General features: G+C 63.4%; 28 protein-coding genes and 2 pseudogenes. 22 read left to right on the plus strand and 8 right to left on the minus strand.

From position 1 onward, the window contains the following. Positions 1–42 precede the first annotated feature (42 nt). The 7 genes from ACIGGF_RS19885 (at position 43) to ACIGGF_RS19915 (ending at position 4084) form a co-directional block, all read left to right on the plus strand. The gene (locus tag ACIGGF_RS19885) at positions 43–1329 is read left to right on the plus strand and encodes a competence/damage-inducible protein A (protein WP_397522885.1); all 1287 of its coding nucleotides are present in this window, start codon (positions 43–45) and stop codon (positions 1327–1329) included. Then, a complete protein-coding gene (locus ACIGGF_RS19890; RefSeq protein WP_397522886.1) occupies positions 1326–1886 on the plus strand; it encodes a TetR/AcrR family transcriptional regulator in 561 nt (186 codons plus the stop codon). The genes ACIGGF_RS19885 and ACIGGF_RS19890 overlap by 4 nt, the downstream gene beginning before the upstream one ends. Before the next feature lie 152 nt (positions 1887–2038). After that, a complete protein-coding gene (locus ACIGGF_RS19895) occupies positions 2039–2476 on the plus strand; it encodes a hypothetical protein (protein WP_397522887.1) in 438 nt (145 codons plus the stop codon). A gap of 36 nt (positions 2477–2512) precedes the next feature. Continuing rightward, positions 2513–2641 (plus strand): hypothetical protein, encoded by a 129-nt coding sequence (locus ACIGGF_RS19900; RefSeq protein WP_397522888.1) that lies wholly within the window; start codon positions 2513–2515, stop codon positions 2639–2641. An 82-nt stretch (positions 2642–2723) separates the two neighbouring features. After that, positions 2724–2981: a hypothetical protein gene (locus ACIGGF_RS19905; protein WP_397522889.1), complete on the plus strand. Its 258-nt coding sequence runs from the start codon at positions 2724–2726 to the stop codon at positions 2979–2981. Between the two features lie 97 nt (positions 2982–3078). Beyond that, complete coding sequence (locus ACIGGF_RS19910; RefSeq protein ID WP_222092657.1) at positions 3079–3234, plus strand: hypothetical protein; 156 nt, start codon at positions 3079–3081, stop codon at positions 3232–3234. A gap of 103 nt (positions 3235–3337) precedes the next feature. Continuing rightward, positions 3338–4084 (plus strand): hypothetical protein, encoded by a 747-nt coding sequence (locus ACIGGF_RS19915; RefSeq protein WP_397522890.1) that lies wholly within the window; start codon positions 3338–3340, stop codon positions 4082–4084. A 59-nt stretch (positions 4085–4143) separates the two neighbouring features. Here ACIGGF_RS19915 and ACIGGF_RS19920 read toward each other — a convergent pair whose 3' ends face one another. Further along, positions 4144–4689 carry a TetR/AcrR family transcriptional regulator gene (locus ACIGGF_RS19920; RefSeq protein WP_397522891.1) on the minus strand — a complete coding sequence of 182 codons (546 nt, stop codon included), beginning with the start codon at positions 4687–4689 and terminating at the stop codon, positions 4144–4146. A 78-nt stretch (positions 4690–4767) separates the two neighbouring features. On the opposite strand from ACIGGF_RS19920, the gene ACIGGF_RS19925 reads away from it, so the two are divergent. The 5 genes from ACIGGF_RS19925 to ACIGGF_RS19945 all read left to right on the plus strand — a co-directional run bounded on the left by ACIGGF_RS19925 (position 4768) and on the right by ACIGGF_RS19945 (position 9478). Further along, complete coding sequence (locus ACIGGF_RS19925; RefSeq protein ID WP_397522911.1) at positions 4768–5562, plus strand: SDR family NAD(P)-dependent oxidoreductase; 795 nt, start codon at positions 4768–4770, stop codon at positions 5560–5562. 45 nt (positions 5563–5607) lie between these two features. After that, positions 5608–6558, plus strand: a complete 951-nt coding sequence (locus tag ACIGGF_RS19930; RefSeq protein WP_397522892.1) for an alpha/beta hydrolase — start codon at positions 5608–5610, stop codon at positions 6556–6558. A 57-nt stretch (positions 6559–6615) separates the two neighbouring features. Continuing rightward, on the plus strand, positions 6616–6825 hold the full coding sequence (locus ACIGGF_RS19935; protein ID WP_397522893.1) for a hypothetical protein: 210 nt from the start codon (positions 6616–6618) through the stop codon (positions 6823–6825). 97 nt (positions 6826–6922) lie between these two features. After that, entirely contained in the window at positions 6923–7927 is a 1005-nt protein-coding gene (locus tag ACIGGF_RS19940) for a GGDEF domain-containing protein (RefSeq protein WP_397522894.1), read from the plus strand. A 63-nt stretch (positions 7928–7990) separates the two neighbouring features. Then, the gene (locus ACIGGF_RS19945) at positions 7991–9478 is read left to right on the plus strand and encodes an FAD-dependent oxidoreductase (RefSeq protein WP_397522895.1); all 1488 of its coding nucleotides are present in this window, start codon (positions 7991–7993) and stop codon (positions 9476–9478) included. 40 nt (positions 9479–9518) lie between these two features. On the opposite strand, the gene ACIGGF_RS19950 is transcribed toward ACIGGF_RS19945, so the two are convergent. After that, on the minus strand, positions 9519–10490 hold the full coding sequence (locus ACIGGF_RS19950) for a tripartite tricarboxylate transporter substrate-binding protein (protein ID WP_397522896.1): 972 nt from the start codon (positions 10488–10490) through the stop codon (positions 9519–9521). A gap of 214 nt (positions 10491–10704) precedes the next feature. On the opposite strand from ACIGGF_RS19950, the gene ACIGGF_RS19955 reads away from it, so the two are divergent. Further along, positions 10705–11439: a hypothetical protein gene (locus ACIGGF_RS19955; RefSeq protein WP_397522897.1), complete on the plus strand. Its 735-nt coding sequence runs from the start codon at positions 10705–10707 to the stop codon at positions 11437–11439. A gap of 81 nt (positions 11440–11520) precedes the next feature. Here ACIGGF_RS19955 and ACIGGF_RS19960 read toward each other — a convergent pair. Together ACIGGF_RS19960 and ACIGGF_RS19965 are read right to left on the minus strand one after the other, a co-directional pair. After that, positions 11521–11781: pseudogene (locus ACIGGF_RS19960) on the minus strand (DoxX family protein); the annotation flags it as partial. A 10-nt stretch (positions 11782–11791) separates the two neighbouring features. Continuing rightward, positions 11792–12087 (minus strand): annotated as a pseudogene (locus ACIGGF_RS19965) (hypothetical protein). 100 nt (positions 12088–12187) lie between these two features. Between ACIGGF_RS19965 and ACIGGF_RS19970 the strand changes: the two are divergent. Together ACIGGF_RS19970 and ACIGGF_RS19975 are read left to right on the plus strand one after the other, a co-directional pair. Then, complete coding sequence (locus ACIGGF_RS19970; protein ID WP_397522898.1) at positions 12188–12787, plus strand: sulfite oxidase-like oxidoreductase; 600 nt, start codon at positions 12188–12190, stop codon at positions 12785–12787. 1 nt (position 12788) lies between these two features. Next, the gene (locus ACIGGF_RS19975) at positions 12789–13541 is read left to right on the plus strand and encodes a ferredoxin reductase (protein WP_397522899.1); all 753 of its coding nucleotides are present in this window, start codon (positions 12789–12791) and stop codon (positions 13539–13541) included. Between the two features lie 19 nt (positions 13542–13560). Here ACIGGF_RS19975 and ACIGGF_RS19980 read toward each other — a convergent pair whose 3' ends face one another. Next, complete coding sequence (locus ACIGGF_RS19980) at positions 13561–14142, minus strand: TetR/AcrR family transcriptional regulator (RefSeq protein ID WP_397522900.1); 582 nt, start codon at positions 14140–14142, stop codon at positions 13561–13563. A 119-nt stretch (positions 14143–14261) separates the two neighbouring features. On the opposite strand from ACIGGF_RS19980, the gene ACIGGF_RS19985 reads away from it, so the two are divergent. Further along, on the plus strand, positions 14262–14927 hold the full coding sequence (locus ACIGGF_RS19985; RefSeq protein ID WP_397522901.1) for an SDR family NAD(P)-dependent oxidoreductase: 666 nt from the start codon (positions 14262–14264) through the stop codon (positions 14925–14927). A gap of 26 nt (positions 14928–14953) precedes the next feature. Here ACIGGF_RS19985 and ACIGGF_RS19990 read toward each other — a convergent pair whose 3' ends face one another. Next, complete coding sequence (locus tag ACIGGF_RS19990; RefSeq protein ID WP_397522902.1) at positions 14954–16357, minus strand: alpha/beta hydrolase; 1404 nt, start codon at positions 16355–16357, stop codon at positions 14954–14956. Positions 16358–16445: 88 nt separating this feature from the next. Further along, entirely contained in the window at positions 16446–17420 is a 975-nt protein-coding gene (locus ACIGGF_RS19995; RefSeq protein ID WP_222092641.1) for an ABC transporter substrate-binding protein, read from the minus strand. A 319-nt stretch (positions 17421–17739) separates the two neighbouring features. Between ACIGGF_RS19995 and ACIGGF_RS20000 the strand changes: the two genes are divergently transcribed. The 5 genes from ACIGGF_RS20000 to ACIGGF_RS20020 all read left to right on the plus strand — a co-directional run bounded on the left by ACIGGF_RS20000 (position 17740) and on the right by ACIGGF_RS20020 (position 22175). Then, positions 17740–18723: an ABC transporter substrate-binding protein gene (locus ACIGGF_RS20000; protein ID WP_397522903.1), complete on the plus strand. Its 984-nt coding sequence runs from the start codon at positions 17740–17742 to the stop codon at positions 18721–18723. Continuing rightward, complete coding sequence (locus ACIGGF_RS20005) at positions 18720–19526, plus strand: ABC transporter ATP-binding protein (RefSeq protein WP_397522904.1); 807 nt, start codon at positions 18720–18722, stop codon at positions 19524–19526. The genes ACIGGF_RS20000 and ACIGGF_RS20005 overlap by 4 nt, the downstream gene beginning before the upstream one ends. Continuing rightward, a complete protein-coding gene (locus ACIGGF_RS20010) occupies positions 19523–20356 on the plus strand; it encodes an ABC transporter permease (RefSeq protein WP_397522905.1) in 834 nt (277 codons plus the stop codon). Before ACIGGF_RS20005 ends, ACIGGF_RS20010 begins: the two co-directional genes overlap by 4 nt. Next, a complete protein-coding gene (locus tag ACIGGF_RS20015; protein WP_397522906.1) occupies positions 20356–21144 on the plus strand; it encodes a class II aldolase/adducin family protein in 789 nt (262 codons plus the stop codon). The genes ACIGGF_RS20010 and ACIGGF_RS20015 overlap by 1 nt, the downstream gene beginning before the upstream one ends. 218 nt (positions 21145–21362) lie before the next feature. Then, positions 21363–22175 carry an IclR family transcriptional regulator gene (locus ACIGGF_RS20020; RefSeq protein WP_397522912.1) on the plus strand — a complete coding sequence of 271 codons (813 nt, stop codon included), beginning with the start codon at positions 21363–21365 and terminating at the stop codon, positions 22173–22175. A gap of 130 nt (positions 22176–22305) precedes the next feature. Here the strand turns inward: ACIGGF_RS20020 and ACIGGF_RS20025 are convergent, their stop codons facing one another. Beyond that, entirely contained in the window at positions 22306–23751 is a 1446-nt protein-coding gene (locus ACIGGF_RS20025) for an aldehyde dehydrogenase family protein (RefSeq protein ID WP_397522907.1), read from the minus strand. A gap of 238 nt (positions 23752–23989) precedes the next feature. Here ACIGGF_RS20025 and ACIGGF_RS20030 point away from each other — a divergent pair, with 238 nt between their 5' ends. Then, positions 23990–24823: an IclR family transcriptional regulator gene (locus ACIGGF_RS20030; RefSeq protein WP_397522908.1), complete on the plus strand. Its 834-nt coding sequence runs from the start codon at positions 23990–23992 to the stop codon at positions 24821–24823. Positions 24824–24919 lie beyond the last annotated feature (96 nt).

Genomic DNA, 24919 nt, shown 5'->3' on the forward strand with positions numbered 1-24919 from the left:
CAATTCAACAGCGCCTGCCTCGAAGCACAGTATGGTCGGAGGATGACTGTGCGAGCGAGTGTGGTGGTCACGGGAACCGAGGTTCTGGCCGGCCGGGTCACCGACCGAAACGGCCCCTGGGTCGCCCAACAACTCCTGGAACTCGGCGTCGACGTCGCACACATCACCATCTGCGGCGACCGACCCGATGATCTGACGGCACAACTACGATTTCTCGCCGATCAACGCCTCGATCTGATCGTCACCACCGGTGGCCTGGGGCCGACCGCGGACGATCTCACCGTGGCAACCGTCGCGGCTCTGTACGGCCGCGAGCTGAGCCTCGACGTCCAACTCGAAAAACAAATCTCCGAGATCGTCGAGCGCTGGCGAAGCCGAATGAGCTCGGCTGTCGACTCGGAACCGTTGAAAGCGGGAATTCGTAAGCAGGCGATGGTTCCGGAAGGTGCACAGTCCATTTCACCGACCGGCACTGCCCCCGGCGTGGCGATTGCGGCAACCGAGTCCGGAATGCTGCCGGCCATTCTGATACTGCCAGGCCCGCCTCGCGAACTGCAGGCGATGTGGCCGCAGGCTCTGGACAGCGCTCCCGTTGCTCAAGTTCTGACGCGACGTGCGCAGATCCGTCAGGACACCATTCGCGGGTATCGACTCTCCGAGGCAGACCTTGCTGCCACGTTGCGGACGGCAGAAGACGAAATTCATGGGTTCGAACACTTGGAGATCACCACCTGCCTCAGTCTCGGAGAACTGGAAATGGTGACTCGCTACGAGAAAACCGCGGCCCCCACATACTTCGATCTCGTGGATCTCATTCAGAAACACCATGGCGCGCATGTTTTCTCGACCGACGGTTCCACCATCGACGACATCGTGGCGGACCGCCTGTCCGGCAGAAGAATTGCCACCGCAGAATCGTGCACCGGAGGCATGATCGCCGCCCGCCTCACCGACCGCTCCGGCTCGTCGGCCTACGTCATCGGTGCAGTTGTGTCGTACGCGAACGAGGCGAAGACGGGCCTACTCGACGTTCCCGCCGACACCATCGAGCAACACGGAGCCGTCAGCGAGACGGTTGCGGCCCTGATGGCAGAAGGAGCCATCGAACGACTGGGCGTCGACATCGCGGTATCCACCAGCGGAGTCGCCGGCCCAGGAGGTGGCACCGAACTCAAACCGGTCGGCACCGTCTGCTTCGCGATTGCCGTCGTCGATCGACCCACGGTCACCCGAACCCTCCATCTCCCGGGCGATCGGGCGAGTGTGCGTGCGCTGTCCACGACCGCAGCGATGCACATGCTCGCCGACGCGTTGACCCCGGACCGATGACCGATGGCACTGACCCGGTAGCAGCTCGCCGACGATCTCCCAAAGGGGTCGCCCGCAGATCGGCCATCCTGGAAGCCGCGCTGAAGGCCTACGCGACGAGCGACCGACTCGGTCCGCGCCTACGAGACATCGCCGACGCAGCCGGGGTGACCGAAGCGGGCGTCCTCCACCACTTCGGATCGAAGGACGAGCTGTTCGTCGCGATTCTTCGTCGCCGTGACGAGGCCGCTGCGTCGCTGCACGATCTCGGTACTGCTGACGGCCAGAATGCCTACCTGGCCGAGACGACCAGGACTCCCGGATTGACGAAGTTGTTTGTCGATATGTCCGCTGCGGCAGCAGATCCCACCCACCCCGCGCACGCTTTCATGGCGGAGCACCGCGCCGCTGTCGTCACTGTGATCTCTCGCCTTGCACCCGATGCCGATGTCGACGCCGTCGAATCCCTCGCCGCACTCGCCGAGGGGTTGCAGTTGCAGTGGATCGCAGATCCCAGCATCGACGTGGCGGGGCGCATGCGTCGGCTCACCACCCTGCTGCTCGGTCTGGACCGGTAGCGCCCGGCCTTCACACAGGGCTGACATCCCTGCCGGATCACTAAACCTTGCAGTACTCAGTTTTGATGCTACCGTTAGGCGAAGTAAGGGTCCGTGGTTCCGCTACCCATCTCCCGTTGTTCGACGGGGACACTACTCGCCAAGGAGTTCATATGGTGCACAACACTGTTCGACGAGTCTCGACCATTCTGGCACTGACTGCAGCGGCGGCAACCTCGGTTGCCGTTGGCACCGGATCGGCCGCTCCGCTTCCGACACCGCTGACTCTCGAGACGTACAGCCTGCCTCAGGCGGGCTTCTGTGCCGCCAAGATCGACGTGTCGGTCCAACCCGGTGCAGAAGCGAACAGCTACGTGATCGTCGGACCGGACGTGCAGTACCTCGGCATCGGCCCGTGCAACCTCTCGGCCACGCTCAGCTGGAAGGAACTGGCCACCGGAAGAACAGGTTCGGACGACATCCCTGTCACCAGCGGACTGGTGAACTACGGCCTGAAGACCTTTTCGGGACACGGAGCCGTCGAGTACACGCTCACCACCAACGGGCCACACACCACCGACAGGACGACGGGTACGGTCCAGATTCCCTGAGAAAGGATCGGACATGCCGAGCAGCAGGAGGCACCAGTGAACAGAATCGGAACGGTTTCAGTCCTCGGAACAACCGGCCTGATCGCGCTGACCGGATGTACCACCGCGAAGACGGGACCGTCCGAGGCCGCGTCGACCGCCGACATCGACTGCGCAACAGTCTGATCCGGGCGCGCCCGCCGATGGAGGTACGACAGGCAGTGGAGAGTCGACGGGCGAAGACAACCCGGGCAGTTCGGTCGACAGCGTGAACGCGCCCTGCACCGCGGCGGAGATCACGCCCACTCTCGGGGACATCTCGCCGAGCAATGTTCAGATCACGGTTCCTTTGCGCTACACCAACTCCGGGTCCGTGCCGTGCACCGTCACCACTTGCCTGACCACCGCTCCCGGGGATACCACGGTGATGACACTTCCCTTCCCCGCCACCGTCGGCGTGCAGCGTCAAGACGGTGCCACGCGTCCCGCGAGTTACATCGGTGCGTTCAGCGGACCCGTCGACTGATATCGAAACGCCGGCCGGGTGTAGTTCTACGGTCGGCGGGGCACTCCCACAAGGTCCATCCACAGGCGGCCCTCCGCCTCGACCCACAGGAGATTCCATGACGATGCCGAGCGATGCCAGCGAAGCCGTACCGTCCCACGGCAGTAACGACGGCCCCCGGGAACACACCTCCGAGGCCGACGCAGTCGAGGGTGCTCACGTGGACGAGGAGAATGTGCCGCACCCGCCGACAGAAGAGGATCCGAAGAGCTGATCCGTCGAACCGGTGAGATCGACGTCCACTGAAAGACGTGGACGTCGTCCTCGGACGGTGAACACACCGAAATTCACTGGACGCTGCTGAGAAGATCATCGCTGTGATCGCATCCCCGTCCGCCCTGCAGTTTCGCCGCTTGGCACAGTCGTCGCCGTGGCGTTGGACAACCGTCGAGTTCGAGTTCGTGCCCGCTCGTCATACGTCGCCGGTACACGCATGGATTCGCCGTCCCGGGTCCCTGCGAGTGGAAACGAGTGCCGGCAAGATCGTCGAATCGATCTGCGCAGAAGCCCCTTTCGCGGGAACGATGACCGTGTACTCGAACGGGGACGGCCCCCAGCCGAGTGCGAGGTGGCCGTCGAATACGAGTCCGGTACTGGACGAAGAAGGGCTGGTGTCCGAGCTGCCGTCGGCAACCGATTCGTGGCTGGTTGACTGGGACGATCCGTTTTACGAGAACTATCAGTGGACTGCGATGCTCAATCCCATCGAGCTCACGCGTTCGGCGCACGATCGTTCGTCCACGGTGATGAGCACCGAGATATCCGGGGTGACGGTCGTCGAGCATGGTGGTCGCCGCGCCTGGGAGGCAACAGTGCGCACCACCGAGGACTACGGCGCTCGGTGTGAATGCTGCCCACTGCTCAGTGGGCACTTCGACTTCGAGGTCGATCACTGGGTCCCGGGGCCGCCGGTCACCGTCAGACTCGACGTTCAGACCGGGATCTGTGTCTACGTCGGACCCACCACCGACGACCCGGCCGAGGACACCGATATCGACGTCACGATCCTCGCCGTCGACGAAACAATGGGTGACAGCCTGTTCCTACGAAGTGGCCGACAGTAAGTGACGACCGACGTTCGAGGACGTCGTGACGCCCGACATCATCGATCGGCACCCATACCCTAGGCCGGCGATATGGAGTCGACCAGTCGATCGATCACAGCCCGTGCGACCTCCGGCGATGGAGTGTGCGTGAGCAGTCCCTCCACGACGAACGTCCCGATGCGCAGCATGGCATCGGCCTCGGATCCGTAAAGGCCTGCCTTCTCGATGTCGGCGACGAACAACGATTCGGCGAAGTGGTGGAAACCGTTGTGCCATTCTGCAATTGCTGCTGACGAGGCAACACGGTCGTGCACCGTCGACACCAGAGGGCCAACACTGTGCAGCCGCTCCACCAGCCAGATCAGACGCTCGGCCAGCGGTCGATCCGCGACAGTCGGGTAATCCGCCGCGTCCTCGGCTGCAATGGCGGTCAGTACCGCGACCAGGATGTCGTCCTTGTCATCGAAGTACCAGTACACCGTGTTCGGGGTGATTCCGACGGCTTTCGCCAATCGGCTGATCGATGCACGATCGAAACCGTCGGACACGAACATCTCACGGGCGGCCGCGACGATGTCGTCGCGCTTGCTCTCCCTGTCGTGCAGTCCGCGATTCCTGGGCATGTGCTCAGTTTATCTTGAATGCCATTCAAGACACTGCTACCGTTCTTGATGACCGTTCAAGAGAAGGAGAACTGGCAGATGTCGAACACCGGACGTACAGCCCTGATCACCGGCGCATCGGCGGGAATCGGCGCTGCCTTCGCCCGCCACCTCGCCGCCGAAGGACACGACCTCGTTCTCGTTGCCCGTCGCGAGGATCGCTTGACCGCCCTGGCAGACGAGCTCGCCACCCGGCACCGAGTGCGGTGCGACGTGGTGGCGGCAGACCTGGCCGACAGACAGGCACCACGCGCGATCATGGAACGCACGGGGTCCCTGGGTCTGGACATCGACATTCTGATCAACAACGCGGGGATGTCGGGAAATTCGACGTTCGCGGACGCACCCTTCGAATCGCTGGCCGCGGAGATACAGGTGATGGTCACCGCAGTGACCGAACTTGCTCACCTCACGGTGCCCGGCATGAAGGCGCGAGGATACGGCCGCATCGTCAATCTCTCGTCGTTGGCGGCTCTGCTTCCACCCGCGGCCAGCCTGCTGTACACCGGCATCAAATCCTACGTACTGGACATGTCGCAATCACTGGACATGGAGTTGCGTCCGCACGGTATCCATGTGACAGCTCTCTGCCCGGGTTTCACCCACAGCGAGTTCCACGACGTCATGGGGACCAGGGAAGCTGCGGTTTCGAAACTTCCGGCGATGCTGTGGCAGAACCCCGAGGACGTCGTTCGCGAAGGATGGCGCGCGGTCGAGAACGGCACACCGGTGTGCGTGCCCGGACTGGTCAACAAAGTGACTGCTGTTGCGGCCAAGCCGATTCCAACTCGTATCGGGTACTACCTCGGCAGAACGTTCAATCCCTTCAAGTAACGAATTTCGATCCATACGGTCTTTGCCGAACAGAGGAACAATCGCATGATCGCCGACGATCACACCGGTTTCAGCCGTACCGAGACGTCATTCGACTCGATCGGAGTTCGCTGCGCTGCTACGGTCTTTCGGCCACGTAGCCCGGCCTCCGACGCGCTGCCGGTCATTGTCATGGCCCACGGGTTCGGCAGTCCCCGGGCCATGCGCCTGTACGCCTACGCGGAGCGTTTCGTCGCGGCCGGTTACGTGGTGTGCGTCTTCGACTACCGATTCTTCGGGGACAGCGAGGGCGAACCGCGCCAGCTGCTGGACGTGAGCGCGCAGCTCGTCGACTGGAGAAACGCTGTCGACTTCGCCCGCTCGCTGGACGGCGTCGACGAGAACCGAATTGTCGCGTGGGGGACATCTTTTGCCGGTGGCCACGTACTGACCCTGGCGGGCAGCGGCATCGGGTTTGCCGCGGTCATCGCCCAGGTGCCCCACATCGACGGCCTTGCTGCCGTCCGCGCGACCGGATTGAGACAAGCCGTGCGGCTGGCACCGGCTGCCCTCTCCGACAGCATCCGCGCTGTCCTGGGACGATCGCCTCGCTACGTCGACAGCATCGGACTGCCCGGCTCACGCGCTGTGATGGTCACCCCCGATGCAATGAAGGGGCGCGACCGTCTCGTTCTCGAGTCCGGGCTGTCCGACGGCGACTACCCCGAAACCGTTGCTGCACGAATACTTCTGAAGATCTGGCGCTACTCCCCCGGCAGAACGATGTCGAGGATCGACTGCCCCACTCTGGTGCAGATTGCGTCCGAGGATTCGGTGACCCCGGCGTCCGTCGCCCAACGCGCCGCAGCCAAAGTTCGCGGAGCCACGGTCCGAACCTATGTGGGCGGTCATTTCGACCCATACGTGGAGCCGCTGTTCTCCTCGGTGATCCGCGATCAACTGGCGTTCCTCGCCGAGTGCGTGCCGCTGCAGGTACGCACTGCCCCCTCCGCCTGACCGCGCGTACGATGCACCCCGTAGTTCCAGGATTGGATCACCATGACGGACGGCTCGATGAGCTCTGAACTATGGCTGCTACGAACGTGTTTCGGCGAGAATGACGACACGACGTGGATGGCTTTGACGGAGTCGGCCCGCAGTACACGATCGTCGGTGACGGGTGCCGGCCTGGTCGTTTCCTCGGACCGGCAGCGTGCCGGTGACGCGATCCGAGCCAGCCTGCGCTGGCGCTCGGACATGGCCCGAGACGGTGTCGGTGGGTAGACACCGGAAAATGCCGGTAGAACGTGGGCCCACCGACAGACCGGTTGGTCCACGGACGCCTGACCGGACACCTGACCCGTTGCTGCGGACCGGGGTTGTGGTTCAGACACTGTTGTTCGGCCTTCTCGGCGTCTCGACCACGTTCACACAGGACGGTCCCACCGAAGGATTCGGCACCGTGCTGACCTACGCCGTGTGTGTCAGCACGATCCCCGTTGCACGAATCATGAGCAGAGCCGAATTCGGGATGGATCGGTGGTCCCGCCGCGCACCGGTCAACAATTGGTTCGTCGTGTATTGCGAACTCGGGGTCACCGCTGTGACGGCTACCTACTCCGATCCGCTTGCAGCGCTCCATGGTTCGATGCTTCTGGCATTGGTGGGTTCTTACGCTGCGCACTTCGCTCGGCCGACAGTGCTCTGGTTCCATGTCGTCTGGAGCACGGTCTATGTACTCGTACTCGGGTCGTCGGCACTGTCGACAACCTCGACTGACACCGTATCGGTCGTCCTCCGAGTCGTGGTGGCCGTCATGGTGATCAACGGTGCCGTCACACTGCTCTCGGCGTTCTCACGGGCGGTGTTGCGGTCCTCCCGAATTCACCTGTCCGACGCGATGACCGACCCTTTGACCGGAGTACTGAATCGGCGGGGACTCGAAGCCAGGGCAGCCGGTACCGCCGACGGCCACCCGGCTTTGCTTCTGATCGATATCGACCACTTCAAAACCGTCAACGACAACCACGGACACTCCGCGGGTGACGTCGCGTTGAGGCTGACGGCGATGAGATTGACCATGAGCGCCGGCCGGCACGCGACGGTCTCACGGCTGGGCGGCGACGAATTCGTCGTGCTCGTTCCGGATCCGACGCCGACACTCGGCGAATTCGCCGAGCGACTGCGACGAGCCGTCCACAGCGCCGGAGACGACATACCGATCACCGTCAGCATCGGGGCCGCTCTGCCGCAGGTGGGTCCGGGCTCCGCCCTCGACCTGTTCCACCGAACACTCGCCGCCGCCGACGAGGCTCTGTATCGCGCGAAACGCAACGGCCGCAACAGCGTCGCGCTTGCGCGTCCGCCGATCGACATCGTCCCCTGACGACGGCGCGCACCCATCTGATCCCTCCGGGTTTCGCGACAACGAAGGCGGGAACCCGTTCGTATGCCGCCCAACTCGCTCTGGCTCGACCGACCCGCCCACCGGCCCTACCGCGCGATCGATTTCGCACGGAAATACGACACCGTCGTCATCGGTGCCGGACTCACAGGTTTGATCACCGCACTGCTGTTCGCGCGAGCCGGCGACCGCGTCGCGGTGCTCGAAGCACGCACCATCGGTGCTGTGACAACGGGCAATACGACGGCCAAGATCAGTGTTCTTCAGGGTACGAAACTGTCGTCGATAGCGTCGAAACATTCGCAGCAGCAGGTGCGTCGGTACGTGCAAGGCAATACTGCCGGGCAGCAATGGCTGCTCGAATACTGCGCACAGCGAGATATCGCCGTCCAACGCGAAACGGCGTACACCTACGCCACGACCAAGTCCGGTCTCACCGCCGTTCGCGACGAACTGCGCGTCGCACTCGGTGCCGGGCTGAACGCGTCGTACGGCACCGACACCGAACTCCCCTTCGAGGTCGCCGGTGCCGTGTCCGTACCGGACCAAGCCCAGTTCGATCCGATGGACGCCGTCATCGCCCTCGCCGAGGATGCCTCGAGTGCAGGAGCCGACATCACCGAAGGGATTCGGGCTCTGGGGGTGAGACGACGAATCCGCCACGTCGAGGTCGAGACGGAGCAGGGTTCACTCCGCGGATCGCGAATCGTGTTGGCCACCGGAACACCCATTCTCGACCGTGGTGCGTTCTTCGCGCGAATGGAACCGATGCGTTCCTATGCCGCCGCGTACGAGATCGATGGCGACGTCCCCCGCGGGATGTACCTGTCGGCCGACTCCCCCAGCCGATCGATTCGGTACGCGCCGACACCGAACGGCGATCTACTGCTCGTCGGTGGCAACGACCACGTCGTCGGCCGCGAGTCCTCCCCGCAGGCTCAGGTGAACGACCTCGACGAATGGACCGCGACATACTTCCCCGGAGCTCGACGGCAACACAGGTGGTCCGCGCAGGACTACGGATCGATCGACGCGTTGCCCTACGCCGGACCACTACTGCCCGGTGACGACCGCATCTGGGTTGCTACCGGCTACGACAAATGGGGAATGACCAACGCCGCGGCATCGGCACTCGTCCTCGCCCAACGGGCATTCGGTGGTCGAACCGACTGGGCCGGCGCGTACGACAGTTGGAATCTTCGCCAACTCACCGGCATCGTCGACGCGATCCGCATCAATGTCAACGTCGGACTCAACATGACCAAGGGATGGGCAAAGCCGGTCACCCTGGGTACGAAAGCGCCACTGGCCGAGGGGCAAGGCCACGTGGAGCCCGGCATCACACCCAAGGCTGTCTGCACCGTCGACGGTGTCACCCACCGAGTGTCGGCGGTGTGCCCGCACCTCGGCGGGATCGTGGCCTGGAACGACGCCGAAAAGTCCTGGGACTGCCCGTTGCACGGCTCTCGATTCGCAGCCGACGGCTCGGTGCTGGAAGGTCCGGTCACGTCGGGCCTGACACCACACCCCTGAGCGCTGTCCTACGTGGGCTGGGAGGTACCGCAGGATTCGGTCAGCGTGGAGCCAGTCCGGTTTCCACATCCTTCTGAGTATCGGCCAGGAAGGCATCGAACTCGTCGCCGATCATGAAGGTCGTCGTGAACTTGCTGCGCACCGCTGTTTGCTTCCAGGTGGGTGTCTGCACCATGGTGCCCAGCGCCTTCTGCCAAAACTCGACGGCCTCGACAGGCATGTCCCGTGGCCCGTAGATTCCCCGCCAATTGGCCAGTGTCACATCCAATCCCAGTTCCTTCGCCGTCGGGACCCCGACACCGGGGATCCTGTCAACGGCGAGAACGCCGATCCCCGTGAGGTTCCCGGCCGACAGTTCGTCGACGAATTCGCTGACGCCACCGATGGCCACGTCGATCTCGCCGCCGAGAAGTGCCGCGCTCTGTGCGCGGCCACCTTCCTGGGTGACGTAGCGGACCGCGGACGGGTCACCGCCGGCCGCCGAGACCAGGAGGCCGAAGGGCAACTCGTCGTCGTAGGCCGCGCCGACCACCACATTCGATGGGTCCGACGCTATCGCCGCGAGAACTGCGCGGAGGTCGGGAAAAGGACCACCCGGACGCGTCACGACGACGTAGTACTCGCTCATCAGGCGGGCAATCATCGTGACGTCGTCGTAGCCGTGTTCGGACACTCCGCTGACCTGATTCACCATCATCGACAACGACGTCACCGCAAGCTGATCGCTCGCGCCGCGATGGTCGTCGACCATCGTCGCAAGATAGTCGGCTCCGCTACCGCCGGGTCGATTCTGCACCGGGAGAGCTGTTTCGACGATCTTTTCCTTCTGGAGGGCGTCGACGACCGACCGGATGGTGAGGTCGAAGCCACTGCCAGAATCTGCTCCGGCCGTCATCGTGACCGGGCCGTCGGGATAGGGCACCGATTCTGGAGCTGATGCGGTATCGGAGTCGGTACATCCGGTCAGCAGAAGGGCGGTAGCAATCACCACGCCGAGTACGGATTTGTTCATCGAGTGATGCGACTCCTAGGTCGACGTGATCGGATTCGACTGCTGTCCATTATCTCTGGCGTTCACTCGGTCGATCTGGCGTGCTCTGGCCCAACCTTAGGACGTGCGGTTACCTGGCGAGGCACATTGACCTTCGGGGAGCTGCGTTTTTCCACGCAAATGCCAGTACGCGAATTACCCGTCGCAGTGTCGCGCAGTCACTTACAGTTGCCCGGTGTCGAGCTGGATACTGGGTTTGATCGTCGTCCTCGTCGTGGTTGTGGCCGTGACGGCGAAACTTGCTGCGCGTACCCGGGCACCGGACCCCGGTTGGTTCATCGACAGCACTCGGGCGGCCGGTGCGCTGACGGTCATCGGCACGATGTTCTCCGTCCTGTTGGCCTTCACCATTTTCTTTGCGCTGCAGAGTTATCAGCGTGCGAGCAACGGAGCGAGCGTCGAAGCCGTAGCCGTGACCGAGCTGCACAATGTGGCCGATGTCCTCGAGGGACACGACGGAGAACGGTTGCACGGTGGCCTCATCTGCTACAGCCGGGCGGTCGTCGCGGACGAGTGGCCCGCGATGACGAGGAGCGAAACGTCCCCCGCTGTCAACCACTGGGTCGACACCATGGCCGAAGGCTTTGCGGCCACCACACCGGAAGGTGCCTCGCAGGAAGCGGCATACTCCCAGTGGTTCGACCAGCAAGCCGAGCGCCGCGACGCCGCCGCGATCGGTTGGCCGAAGCGACACCGTCGGTTCCTTTTCCACTGTGGATCGTTCTGGGAATCGGAGCGTCGGCAATTCTCTCGTACATGTGCGTACAGGCGGATCGCCGCGAATCCGCCGTGGTACAAGCCGTTCCGATCGCATTCGTGTCAGCGCTCGTGGCTTCCGCCCTGGTTGTGGTCGCATTTCTCGACCACCCCTACTCGGATTGGTCGGGCAGTATCCAACCCACCGAGATGAGCGTGACGCTGCAGTTCATCGACGACGGTCATCCGGTCCCGTGCGACGACTCCGGCAACCCGACCTGAACCGAACAGGTCTCTACCGCGCGATCGGCATGACCTGACGCACCTTCGGATCCCGCAGATACAACGCACCCCACGCAAGGATTCCAACGTAGACCGCAAACAAGACCGTACTGAACAGCGGCTTGTCGACCCGCCAATTGGTGAGGACGGCACCACCCAGATATCCGGTCAGCAGAACGGCACCCAGAAATGCGGTGCGCGGCACCACGTACAGGATCAGGCACACGAGTAGCACGACGCCGATGACGGGTGTCATCTCGTCTCGCAGTCCCAAGGGTGAAGGCTCACGTGGTGGTGCTGCCTTCCGCCGTGAGCGATTGCGCCAGCATCAGGATTATTCCGCGCGGACCGCGCAGGTAGGTGAGCTTGTATACGCCTTCATAGTTCGCCACACCGCGCAGCGGGTAATAGCCGTGACGAGCTGCAACCGCGATCGAGTCGTCGAGCCGACGGCGATGTCGGCCCACTCCCCTCGAGCCGTCTCCCGCCCGACCACGGTGAGGCCGAGTTCCGTGAAAAATGCGCTCGTGGCGTCGATATCGCGGGCGGCGATACCGACATTCACCAGTTTTATGGTCACGGCTCCTCCTCGATGCATTGCCGTCGAAAGAATACGAGAGTCGACATCGTCGCGGCCCCGACTTGTCAGACCTGCGGCAACGAGCGCACAATTTGCCACCATGGCATTGATCTCGAAGGGTTTCGTGGGCCGCCGACGCGGCGACGACGGGCGCACTCCCCCCGGTCAGTATCTGACCAAGGACTTTCCCGTCCTGGCAATCGGGCCCGCACCCGTCGTCGCGACCGACACGTGGTCGTTTTCGATCACCACCGAACGGGGCGAGACTCGCAGCTGGACCTGGGACGAACTCGCGGCGCTGCCGCACGAGACTCCGACCGTCGACATCCACTGCGTCACCAAGTGGTCGAAGCTCGACACCACGTGGCGCGGGGTGAGCCTGGACGTTCTGCTGGACGGTCTCGATACCGACGCCGGATACGTCGTGGTGCACGGCTTCGACGGCTACACCACCAACCTTCCCCTGGAGGACCTCAGGGACGGCAAGGCCTGGCTGGTCACCGAGTTCGACGGCGCTCCGCTGGCCCGCGAACACGGTGGTCCCGCACGGCTTCTGGTTCCGCACCTGTATTTCTGGAAGTCGGCGAAATGGGTCTCGCGCATCGAGTTGACGGTCGAGAACGAACAAGGCTTCTGGGAACGCGGCGGGTATCACGACTACGGAGATCCGTGGCGCGAGCAGCGCTACCAGGGCGACTGACGTGAGTGTGACAGCCGGTGCAAAACCCTGGCTCGTTGCCACGGTGTCGGCCGTGCGGCGCGAGACACCCACCGCGTCCACTCTTGTTCTGGACGTGGACGGATGGCCCGGTCATCTCGCCGGCCAACACGTGGACGTCAAGCTCACCGCCGAGGACAGCTACAGCGCGCAGCGAAGCTACTCCTTGGCGTCGGCACCCGACGGCACGTCGCGCATCGAGATCGCGGTGCAGAACGTCGCAGACGGAGAGGTATCGCCCTACCTGGTCGAGTCGGTCGAGGTCGGCGATCGCATCGAACTCCGAGGACCGGTGGGGCGATGGTTCGTCTGGCGGCCGTCCGCGCCCTCCGAGACCCCGTCTCCGCCGATCCTGTTGGTGGGTGGCGGTTCCGGCATCGTCCCGCTGCGCGCGATGGTTCGTGCGCAGGCGTCGGCGAGCGGCGGACGGGTGCCCTTCCGGGTGCTCTATTCCGTCCGCGAACCCGCGGAGATCTACTTCGCGGACGAATGGGCGCACCCTCCCGCCGGCGTGGACGTCACGATGATCCACACGCGCCGTGCGCCGGCAGGCAATGCGCGGCCCCTCGGCCGGATCACATTGGACGACATAGACGCTCACGGATGGCCGGCGGAATTCGAGCCGCGATGCTACATCTGTGGCCCCACGAGTTTCGTCGACACGGTGGCGGACATGTTGGTGGCGCGGGGTCACTCGGCTGGGAACATTCGTACGGAGCGCTTCGGGCCGAGCTGATACCGACGCTCGAGGCCGCCTACAGCGCCTGGTCGGGCGGCGTCGTCCAGGCTGCGGTGAGACCGCGATCGACCACGCGACGCCAGCCCGGCGGGGCCGCTTCGTCGCGGCTTGCGGTCCCTGCCATCCACAACATCGCCATGAGGTCGTCCGCTGTGAACGACGTCGAGAGCACTCCGGCGGAGTGCGCTTCCTCGACGAGCCCTGCGCCCAATTCCGTCGAGCGCTCGCAGGCGTTGATCAGCGCAGTCGCGTTCGGGAATCGTCGGAGCATGGCGTCGTTCAGCACCGGGTCGCTCAGTTGAAGGTCGATCATGCCGGCGACGAACGTCTGCAATCTCGCACGGGGCGATGCCTGAGCCAGCGTGTGCTCGGTGAGGGACTTGAGCTTCTCGCCCGCGACGGCGGGAACGACGGCGTCGATGAGGGCCTCGCGTGATCCGACGCGGTTGTACAGCGTCCCGATACTCACGCCCGCTTCCCGAGCAATGTCCTCGAGTGGTGCCCCCAACCCGTGCTCGGCGAACACTCGCAGGGCTGCCGCATGGAGCTTGTCCAGGTTCGCCTGAGCGTCTCGCCGAAGGACCTTGTCGGGGACCATGCCAACTCCTAGATGTTGAGTATGACCTCAAGTTAGAGTAGAAGTTACCTGAGGCCTTCCTCAACTTAACCCATCACGCGCTTGCACCGCCTACTCGGCGGTTCGCGAAAGGATTCATCATGCCTCTCATCGCCATCATCGGAGCCGGTCCAGGCCTCGGTCTGGACATCGCTCGCGCTTTCGGCCGCAAAGGCTTCGACATCGCCCTCGTGTCGCGTACTCAGGCCAAGCTCGATGCTCTCGCCGACACGCTGACCGGTGAAGGATTCTCAGCGCGAGGCTTCGCCGCTGATGTGAGTCGGCCCGACACGATCACCGCCGCCCTCGGTCGGATCAAGTCCGAACTCGGACCGATCGACGTATTGGAATTCTCCCCCGCGGACTCGGGCCTGGTTCCCGTCGACGTCCTCGACGTGACCCCGGAGAACCTGCAGCCGCAGATCGACTTCTACATAGGCGGAGCGCTCCGCGCCATCGGCGACGTGATTCCGGACATGGTCGCCGCCGGCACCGGGACCATTCTCGTCACCACCGGTGGTGGATCGATCAGTCCGATGCCGTTCCTGGGAAACATCAACATCGCCGCCGCGGGCCTTCGGAACTGGGTGCTCAACCTGCACAACGCACTCGCACCCAAGGGCGTCTACGTTGCCCACCTCGGTATCACTGCCCTTATCGGGGGAGGCCATCCCGAGGCAGAACCGAACGTCATCGCGAAGGCATACACGGCGTTGTACGAAAAGCGCCAGGATGCCGAATTGCACTATTTCGCGTACGACGCGTGATGTCCTGCTCGACGGTTCGGAGTGGATCAGACGACGTCGCGAAGAAACTCGAATTTCGACCGGTTGTACTCTTCGGTCCATCGTGAGCCCGTCACCATGAATGCGTGGTCGAGTGTCGCCTCCTTCTTGCTGTACAGGTTCAGGCGATTCTCGACGCGCACTCGGCTCAATGTGGCACTCAACTCGGCCGCCTGATCCGGAAAGGTGCCGGTGTTGCCGTCGGCGAAGAAGCTGGGCGGGAAGTCGGATGTGGCGTGGTCGATGACGTTCGCCAGCGCCAACGACTGTGCATCGGTGGTGTCCAGGTAGCTACGCGCACCCAGCTCGTAGCCGAAGCCGTTCGACGGACTCGGAGTTTGCGGCGTGCCTGCTCTGCCGACATCGAGAACGGCGCTGTCGAACACGATGGCCTTCAACGCATCTCGATCCATCGTGGGTTCGATACCCATCTTGCGGGCATATTCGGGATTGGTCTGTACGTTGGCGTAGCTGCCCACGATCTGGCCGCCGGCACTGTTACCGGCGAGCACCACCCGGCTCATGTCCAGACCGTATCGGTCCGAGTTCGCAGTCAAGAACTGGAGCGCCTCGCCCAGTTGGATTGTCTGCGTGGGGAAGCGGTATTCCGGTGCGAACGCGTAGTTCACGGATACCAGGTTGTAACCGGCATCGAGAGCGGGACCCGATCCCGCGGCAAAGTACGGACTGCCCGTCGAAGCGTCAGGATCACCGGCCGCCTTGTCCCCACCGATCCATCCCCCGCCGTGAACCTCGACGTACGTGGGCCGACGCACCGAGGAATCGTCGTCGGCGATGTAGATGTCGAGGAACGAGTTAGGAAGCGTGGACCCGTATTCGACGTTTCTGGTCAATTCTGCCCCGGCGACGACCGTCGTGATCGACGGTGCGCCGGGCTCGAACGAATTGCTGTCGCCGAGTTGCTGCAGTGTTCGCACGATCGGTGCCGGACTCGCCGCCACGGTGACCATCAGCGCCGATATCGACACCGCGGCCACACCGGCGCAGCCGACCGAGAGCGCAGTCGCAACTTTCACCGAACGCCGAGCCCGGTGCCATCGGTCGGTGGATCGACACGACCATGCCGCCACGAGCGAGGTCAGTCCCGATGCGATCGCCACGATCGAACAGATCACCCCCAGCGGGTGGTTGGCCGTTGTCAACCAGACGATCTGCGCGACGACGACGGATGCACCTAGCGTTGTCCCCACCACCGCGAGCTTTCCGCCGATGCGCGAGCGGACGAGAACGATCGCGACGACCGCCACAGCGATGATCCACAACCCCACCGCGAGATGCTGACGGATGAGTAGGACCTGCAGCCATGCGAGCACCAGCCCGACCGCACCGGTCACTGTCAGAACAGCAACCGACGCAACCGTGCGATCACCGTTGTCGATCTCGTATGGCACGTATCCCCCAGCAGTTACACATCGACGATCGATGATCGAGTAAGAGCGTAGGGGGAATGGCCTGCGTGCCGGCGCTCCGGTATCGCCGTCAGCCTCCGTGCTGAGCGACCCACCCACTCAGCAACACCGTCGACGGATCGACCGGCCCGGCCAGCTTGCCCTGTGCCGTGAAGAAGTCGACCAGGTTCTGCGCTTGCTGGACGTCGGCGTCGGTGAAGTCTCGACCACCGAAGTCGATCTGCGACACCCGATCCTGCGCTTCGACGGCATCCATCTGGATTTCCGAGGACACCGCCCTCGCTGCACGAGCCGGATCTGCGTTCACGATGGCAGATGCCTCGGCAATGACCGAGAACACTTTTCCAGCGAGTTCCTCGTTGGCCGCGAGCCATCCCTCGGACGCGATGATCCACTGCGAATACTTCGCACCGAAGTCACCGGTCGTGGCCACGACTGTCGAGCCGGCATCTTCCGCCTGTGCCACCCACGGGTCGAACGAGATGAAGCCGTCGATGTCACCGCGCGCCAGCAGGGCCGGCTGCTCCGGCGGGCTCGTGGTCACCAGAGTCACTGCGGCTGGATCCATCCCCAGGCTCCGAAGGTACAAGTCGGTGAAGTACAAACCGATACCGGGAAACACTCCCATGGTCTTGATGTTCGCCGGTGAGATTCCGTCCCGAAGGACCACTTGGAAGTAGCGATCCGAATCCTGGAAAACCCCGAGGGCTCGAAGACTCGGGTTCGCGGCCATGACGGTCAACGCGGTGGAGTCGGCATTTCCGGACAGCTCCGACGTTCCTGCCACCACGTTTTGCGCGCCGGCTGCCCCGCCCTCGGTCTGAATAACCTCGACATCGAGACCTGCGGCCTCGAACATCCCCTCACTGTCGGCGAGAAAGATCGGTGCGTACGACGGATCGACACCGACCGAAATGCGAACCAGATCAGCGGTCGCAGCTGCTTCGGTGGCAGGTCGCGAGCAGCCTGCTGCGAGCACGACCACCGAGGCCACTACGACGGCCAGCACCCGACCGGCGGTCGGGAGACTACGTGTGAAGAGCATGAATGTGCCTTTCGATGTGGAGTGCGTTCGAGAACGGATGTGGCGAATCCATCTATCGGAAAACATGATGATGTCGGAATTCGCACTGTCCTGTATGTCCGACGGTCCGGCCACCAGACCCGCCGTTCCACGTCGCGAGCCGGTTCGGCTTCGCCATGAATCCAGCCGACATCGGTGCCTCCACGTTTCGACCAGGTTAAGAGCTCGGTCGGGTCCGCACGGTGGACCGCGTTGGTGGGCGAGGGCTCGGACCACCACTAGCTTTGCCTCACACCGCCGCACAATGCGGTCCAGATCACAGCAAGGAAAGCGTGCGCCCATGGCCCCACGATCGACAGTGACCAAAACGAGTCTTGTTGCAATCGCCGCAATCACCGCACTGTTCGCAGGTGCGTGCACTCGCCCAGCGACCGAATCTGCAGATGCAGCGAGCTCCACCGGCAGCATCCGTATCGCGGTCGGTATCGACGCGTCGTATGCGCCGTTCTTCGTGGCCGACGAGCAAGGCCTCTTCGAAAAGGCCGGTCTCGATGTCGAATTGGTTCAGTTCGGCCGAGGTGGAGAAGCAGTCGATGCGCTGTCCACCGGCCAGGTACAGATGGCAGGCAGTTCGGACACCACCACGATCGCTCAGCTTCAACAGAACCCGGCGCTGCGCGCCATGTACTCGTACGAGTCGTCGGGCAAGTACATCAAGGTGGTACTCCGCAACGGTGTCGACGGTCCACAGTCGATCCGCAAACTCGGCATCGTCGCCGGACTCAGCCAGATCTCGACCGTCAAGTATCTGGAAGCGAACGGTGTTTCGCCCGATTCCGTCGAAATGATCTCGGCAACGCCGACGGACATGCCCGCACTCATCGGTCGCGGTGACATCGACGGATACGTGATGTGGGAGCCCTGGCCGACCGCTGCGATCGACCAGGGAACCGGCAGGGTCGTGGCGACCACCGGCGACTTCGATTGGTTCTACCACCATTGGGCGATCACGACCCAGTCGTGGCTCGAAGGCAACGAAGACACCGCACGGGCCGTTCGCGACGTGCTGTCGGAAGCAACGGCAGAGGTCGAAGCAGACCCGCAGGCCGCGGCAGTGGCGACGAAGACTGCAGTGAACGTCGACGAAGCGCAGACGGTGAAGTCCATCGACGAAATCGATTACGCAGTCGAGGATTTGACACCGACCAGCGTCGCCGACGCACAGAGCGTGGTCGATTTCTACACCCAGATCGGTGCAATGAAAAATCAACCCGACCTGAACACGGCGCTCCTCGTCGGTTGGTCGACGGAGGGATCGCGATGAGTGTGGACACAGTGGAGGGCGTTCCGATCCAGGCACGCGACGTAGCCATCCGATTCGGAGATTTGGAGGTGGTCAGCGGCATCGACCTCGACATTCGACCGGGCGAGTTCGTCTGCCTGCTCGGGCCCAGTGGGTGCGGCAAGTCGACGCTTCTCTCGGCTCTGGCCGGGTTCGTCGAGGTAGCAGCAGGCGACATCGACTGCGACGGCGAGTTGGTCGCAGGAAACAACACCCACGCCGGCATGGTGTTTCAGAGTTCGGAAGCACTGTTCGAGTGGATGACCGTCAGCCAGAACGTTGCGTACGGCCCGCGAATGCACGGATCGAGCAAGTCCGAACAGGCACGTATCGCAGCCGAGTACTTGGCCATGGTCGGCTTGAAGCACGCCGGCAGCAAGTATCCGACGCAACTGTCCGGTGGCATGAAGCAACGGGTTCAGATCGCGCGCGTGCTGGCCAACCAACCCCGCTTGGTCCTGATGGACGAGCCGTTCGGTGCCCTGGACGCGCAGACACGTCAAGTTCTTCAAACCGAACTGGACGGGATCTGGCGGCGCACCGGATGCACCGTCGTGTTCGTCACCCATGACATCGACGAAGCCATCACCCTGGCCGACCGTGTCGTCGTCATGACAGCCGGTCCGAGCGCTCGCATCAAGAGCGTGTACGAAGTCGATGCTCCACGTCCGCGAGACCGCAACAATCCGGCCGTCATCGACCTCTACGAACGACTACGAGACGACATTCGAGCCGAAGTAGTTGCCTCGCTTCGCAATCAAGGCATCGAGGAGGACACGCTATGACCGCTGTGATCGCTGGACCCACCGACGCTGCGTCGCCCACCAAGCCCGGTCGAGGGAACCGAGCGTGGGGCGCTGGAAAGTCTGCGATGCGTACCGCTGCTCTGTTCGTCGTGTCGGCCGCAATCGGTCTGGCAATCTGGTCGTTCCTCGCGTGGTGGTACGGACCGACGACGATGGCATCGCCCGCTGCCGTCGTCTCGGCTGCAAAGGAATTGTCCGACACCGGAGTCCTGTGGACGTCGATCCAGGCGTCCGGACAACGCATCCTCATCGGTTGGGTTCTGGGTGTGATCGTGGGGGCACCGGTGGGAATCCTGATGGGCCGCATCAATATCGTCCGTCAGCTGCTCGACCCGTACATCGAATTTTTCAGGTTCATCCCGCCCATCGCGTTCGTCACGCTCGCGGTGGTGTGGTTCGGTATCGGCGAAACATCCAAAGTCGTTCTCATCTTCTACACCTCGGTGTTCATCGTGACCGTGAGTACGATCGCTGCGACCGTGGCAATCAGTGAGAACAAGCTGCAGGCCGCGACGAACCTCGGCGCCGGCAGGCTACAGATCATGAAGACGGTGGTGCTGCCGTCCACGGTGCCGGGGATCGTGACCGGAGCTCGGATGGCCATGGGAAACAGCTTCCTCACCATCGTGTCGGCCGAGATCGTCGCCGCCGATGCAGGCATCGGCTCGATGATCTGGCAAGCGCGAAATTACGGCCGCATCGACTGGACGTTCGTCGGCATCATCACCCTCGGCATCATGGGCTTTCTGTTCGACCGCGTACTGAGGTTGCTGTCCCGGCGGTTCCTCGGCCGATACGGAGTCAAGTGATGTCGGGCTCGGCAGCGTCGATTGCCGAACTGGCCTCGATTCCTGAACCACCTGCCGACCTCACTGTCGAAGAGGAACGGATCCGACGCAAGATCGCGGTAGTGGGCGGCTATCGCATACTGTCGCGGTTCGGCCTCGACGAGGGCATTTCCGGCCACATCACGGCCCGTGACCCGGAAGATCCCGATACGTTCTGGACCGCGCCGTTCGGACGCCATTTCTCTCGGGTGCGGCCCGAGGAGCTGTTGCACGTCGGTGCCGACGGCACCGTTCTGTCCGGATCGGGACCGCTGAATCGAGCGGCCTTCGTCATCCATTCCAAGGTGCACGAAGCCCGGCCGGATGTGATCGGGGCCGTACACGCACACGGGCTGCACGGCAAAGCGTTCTCGTCTCTGCACCGGCTACTGCAGCCGATTACCCAGGACGCCTGCGCTTTTCACCAGGATCACGCGCTGTACGACGAGTACCACGGAGTCGCGCTCGACGCGGAGGAAGGATCCAGAATCGCCGCTGCTCTGGGCGCGAACAAGGCCGTGATCCTGTCCAATCACGGCCACCTCACCGTGGGAAGCTCGGTCGAGGCCGCCGTATGGTGGTACGTCTCGATGGAACGGTCCATGCAAGCCGAGTTGGCCGCGTATGCGGCCGGAGATCCGGTGGTTCTGCACGACAAGATTGCGGCCCAGACGTTCGAGGCCGTCGGGGTGGACAAGGTGGGCTGGTTCGCCTACTCGACCATCATTCAGAAGATTGCGGCAGCGGAGCCGGACATCTTCGGCACCTGAATCCCGGGCGGACATCGATCGCCACCCTCCGTATGTGTTAACACCTCGAAACGGGTTCACTCAATGGACCCCGAAACCCGAACAAAAAGTGAACAAGGGCCTAACGTCGAAATGTCGGGGTTTCCGACATTTCGACGTTAGAGGTGAGCATGTCTTCCGCACTCTCCGCACGAACTGCGCAGAATCCTCGACCGGTGGAGATCGAGCCGGTGGCCGATATGACCTCGGTGTTGGCAAAAGCCAAGCTGATCGTCGACGCATTCGACAGTACGAACACCGATCTCTCGCTCACCGAGCTCACACGGCGCAGCGGAGTGTCCAAAGCCAGCGTGCACCGACTGGCCGGCGAACTGGTCGAGTGGGGTTTGCTCGAACGTGCCGGCACGAAGTACCGATTGGGGCTTCGCCTGTTCGAGCTCGGCCAGATGGTCCCCCGACAACGGATTCTTCGCGACGCCGCCCTGCCGTACATGGAGGACTTGCTTCTCGCCACCCAGGAGACCGTCCACTTCGCCGTACGCGAAGGGTTCGACGTGCTCTACATCGAGAAGATCGTGGGCCATCGAGGCTTGCAGGAGAACTCGCGGGTGGCCGGCCGACTTCCGCTGTACAGCACGGCAACCGGAAAGATCATGCTGGCGTTCTCGCCACGCGAGGTCTTCGACGAGGTCGTTGCGCACGGCTTCGTCGCACATACCTCGCGCACGACGATGTCGGTCGCCGTTCTGGCGCAGCAACTCGACCGAATGCGCAAGGATCAGCTGGCGGTGGAAGTAGAAGAAACCCGACTGGGTTACATGAGTGTCGCGGTTCCCGTCTTCAGCGGTAACGCTGTCCTGGCGGGCGCATTGTCGGTCACCGCACCGACCTCGAGGATGAACGTCAATCGTGTTGCTGGAGCACTGCGTACAGCCGGAATCGGAATTTCCCGCAGCCTGCAGGCAATGCGGTGCCTCCAACCCGCGGGTGCTGCGCGCGGAGACGGGACATGTCACCCCACGGTGTGTTCTTTCAACGGCTGCGGAAAGTAATTGGAAGAGCGGCTACGCCGCACATGCGCGAAAGTTCGTAACAGACACCGAACTCCGTGCACGTGCGGCGGAGCCGCTCACTCACGGCGATGGACGAGGCTTCGGCCCACCGCCGTGCGCACAGGGCCGGCTAGGCCAGGTTGATGAACGTCGTCTTCACTTCGGTGTAGGCGTCGATCGAATGAGAACCGAATTCACGGCCCCAGCCACTCATTCCGAAACCACCCCAGGGTGACGCCGGGTCGAGCAGGGGCAGCTGATTGACGAACACTGTGCCGAAGCGCAACTTGGGCGGGAGGGTGAGTGCGGAGTCGAGGGCCTTGGTCCACACCACCGCTGCCAACCCGTAATCGGTGTCGTTCGCCCGAGCGATGACCTCGTCCTCGTCGTCGTACGCCATCACCGAAAGCACCGGCCCGAAGATTTCGTCCCGGGCGATGGTCATGTCGTCGCGCACTCCGGCGAACACCGTCGGCTTGTAGAAGAAACCGGCGGCCAGATCGCCCTGGACGCGGCTTCCGCCCGTCACCAATTCGGCTCCTTGTGACCGACCGGATTCGACGTACGAATGCACTCGATCGAGATGCTCCTGGGATACCAGGGGGCCGATGACCGTGGCCGGGTCGAATCCTGGACCGATCGGCAACGCGTCGGCTGCCGCGGCGATCTTGGAGGTGAACTCGTCCGCGCGTGAGCTGTGCACGAAGAAGCGGGTGTAAGCGCCACAGGCCTGCCCTGTGTTGAACACAGCGCCTTGCAGGTTGCCCGCGACCGCGGCGTCGATGTCGGCATCGGCGGCGATGATGCTGGGGGCTTTTCCACCGAGCTCGAGCGATACTCGCTTCAGATTTCCGGCCGAGGCTCGCACGATGTGCTGCCCGGTTTCGGTCGACCCGGTGAACGACACCTTGTCGACGCCGCGATGGGACACCAACGCCTTACCGACTTCGGGTCCTCCGGTCAACACGTTGACCACGCCTGCGGGGACTCCTGCCTCGAGGCACAATTCGACCAGCTTCATCGTCGACAGCGGCGTCTGTTCGGCAGGCTTGAGGATGACCGAGTTACCCGTGGCCAGTGCCGGTGCCAGCTTCCATGCAGCGATGGCCAGCGGGAAGTTCCACGGGGTGATCAGCGCGCACACCCCGACCGGTACCCGCTGTTGGAAGCTGAGGTTTCCGGGAATGGACACGGGCGAGACGGTGCCCTCGATCTTGGTGGCGTAGCCCGCGTAGTACCGGAAGACCTGGGCGGTCAGCGGAAGGTTGACGCCGACGCTCATGAACGTCGGCTGCCCCTGGTCGGCGGTTTCGAGTGCTGCAATTTCCTCGGCATCTCGGTCCAGCAAATCGGCGATCCGCCACAGGAGCTGCCCGCGTGCATCGGGGCTCATCCCCTGCCACGCATTCGACTCGAACCCCACACGCGCTGCTGCCACCGCAGCGTCGACGTCCGCGATCGTGGCTTCGGCGAACCGCCCGATCACCTGGTTGGTAGCCGGATCCACGGTCTCGCCGGTACGGCCATCGGAGGCATCGACCCACTCGTTTGCGATGAGCAATTGCGTGTTGTGCATGTGTTCCCTCAACATCTCGTTCGGCGAGCGCCATATCGGACTTCGACGGTCCAATGTGCCAGCCGCAGACCGACCCGGTGTCGGGGAGTTTCGGTGACCGAACCGACCCCGAATGTTCGACCCGCCGTAAACAACACGTTTCGATCCACTCACTGGGCTTTACATTGTTATCCATCTGGATAATGATGGTGTTTGTGACGGGGCGCACACCCTTCACCCGTGAGCACAGGAGGCAACCATGTCAGTGTTGGCACATTCGTTCGACCTGGACGAGGACTCGTCGCTGACCCCGCCCAACTCCGTGCTCGGGAAGGCCTTCTCGATACTGTCCGCCTTCGACGGCGACAGTGACTCCCTGCGCTTGGTCGACCTCTGCGAACGCAGTGGCGTCCCCAAGCCGTCGGTCTACCGGCTGGCACAGGAGTTGGTTGCACTCGGCTTGCTGGAGCGGGTCGGTCACGAGTACCGAATCGGGTTCAGCGTGTTCGCCCTGAGCCAACGTGCGGGGAGCACATCGCTGCTTCGCCGAGTGGGCCGGCCGGTCCTCGTCGACCTCGTCGCATCGACGAGGGGCACCGCACACCTGGCCATTCGCGAGGGCACGCACACGTGCTACTTGGAGAAGCTGGGAGGAACGCGGAGCGTGCACTCGCTCTCCCGTGTCGGCGGCCGTCTACCGCTGACGTGCACTGCATCGGGAAAGCTGCTTCTCGCAATGGCTTCCGACTCCAACCGGCTTCTCGAGCAGCTGGTGGAGAGCGACTTTCCACGGCTGACCGCGCAGAGCGCGCGAACCTTGCAGGCCGTCCGCCGCGAGATGGTGTCGATCCGCACGCAGCGGCTGGCCACCGAGCGCGAAGAGGCTCTGGTCGGATACAAGAGTTTCGCCGTGCCGATCTACGACTCCGGTGACAACGCCATCGCGGCGCTGTCACTGACCGTTCCGGTGGACCACACCGGTGACGCCGCACTGATCAACGCACTCCGGCTCGCCTCGCACGCGATCACTCGGCAGCACACCCGCGCGGCAATGCACACGTCCGGCGTCTCGGCGACGCAACGACCGGCCTAGGTGTTCTTCCCGGGGAGGTTGTGGACGGTGAGTCGCTCGATGGGTGACTTACCGCCGATGCCTGTGTGGGGTCGGTGGTGATTGTAGTGATGGATC

Source organism: Rhodococcus sp. NPDC078407 (assembly GCF_044542515.1).
Taxonomy (GTDB): Bacteria; Actinomycetota; Actinomycetes; order Mycobacteriales; family Mycobacteriaceae; genus Rhodococcoides.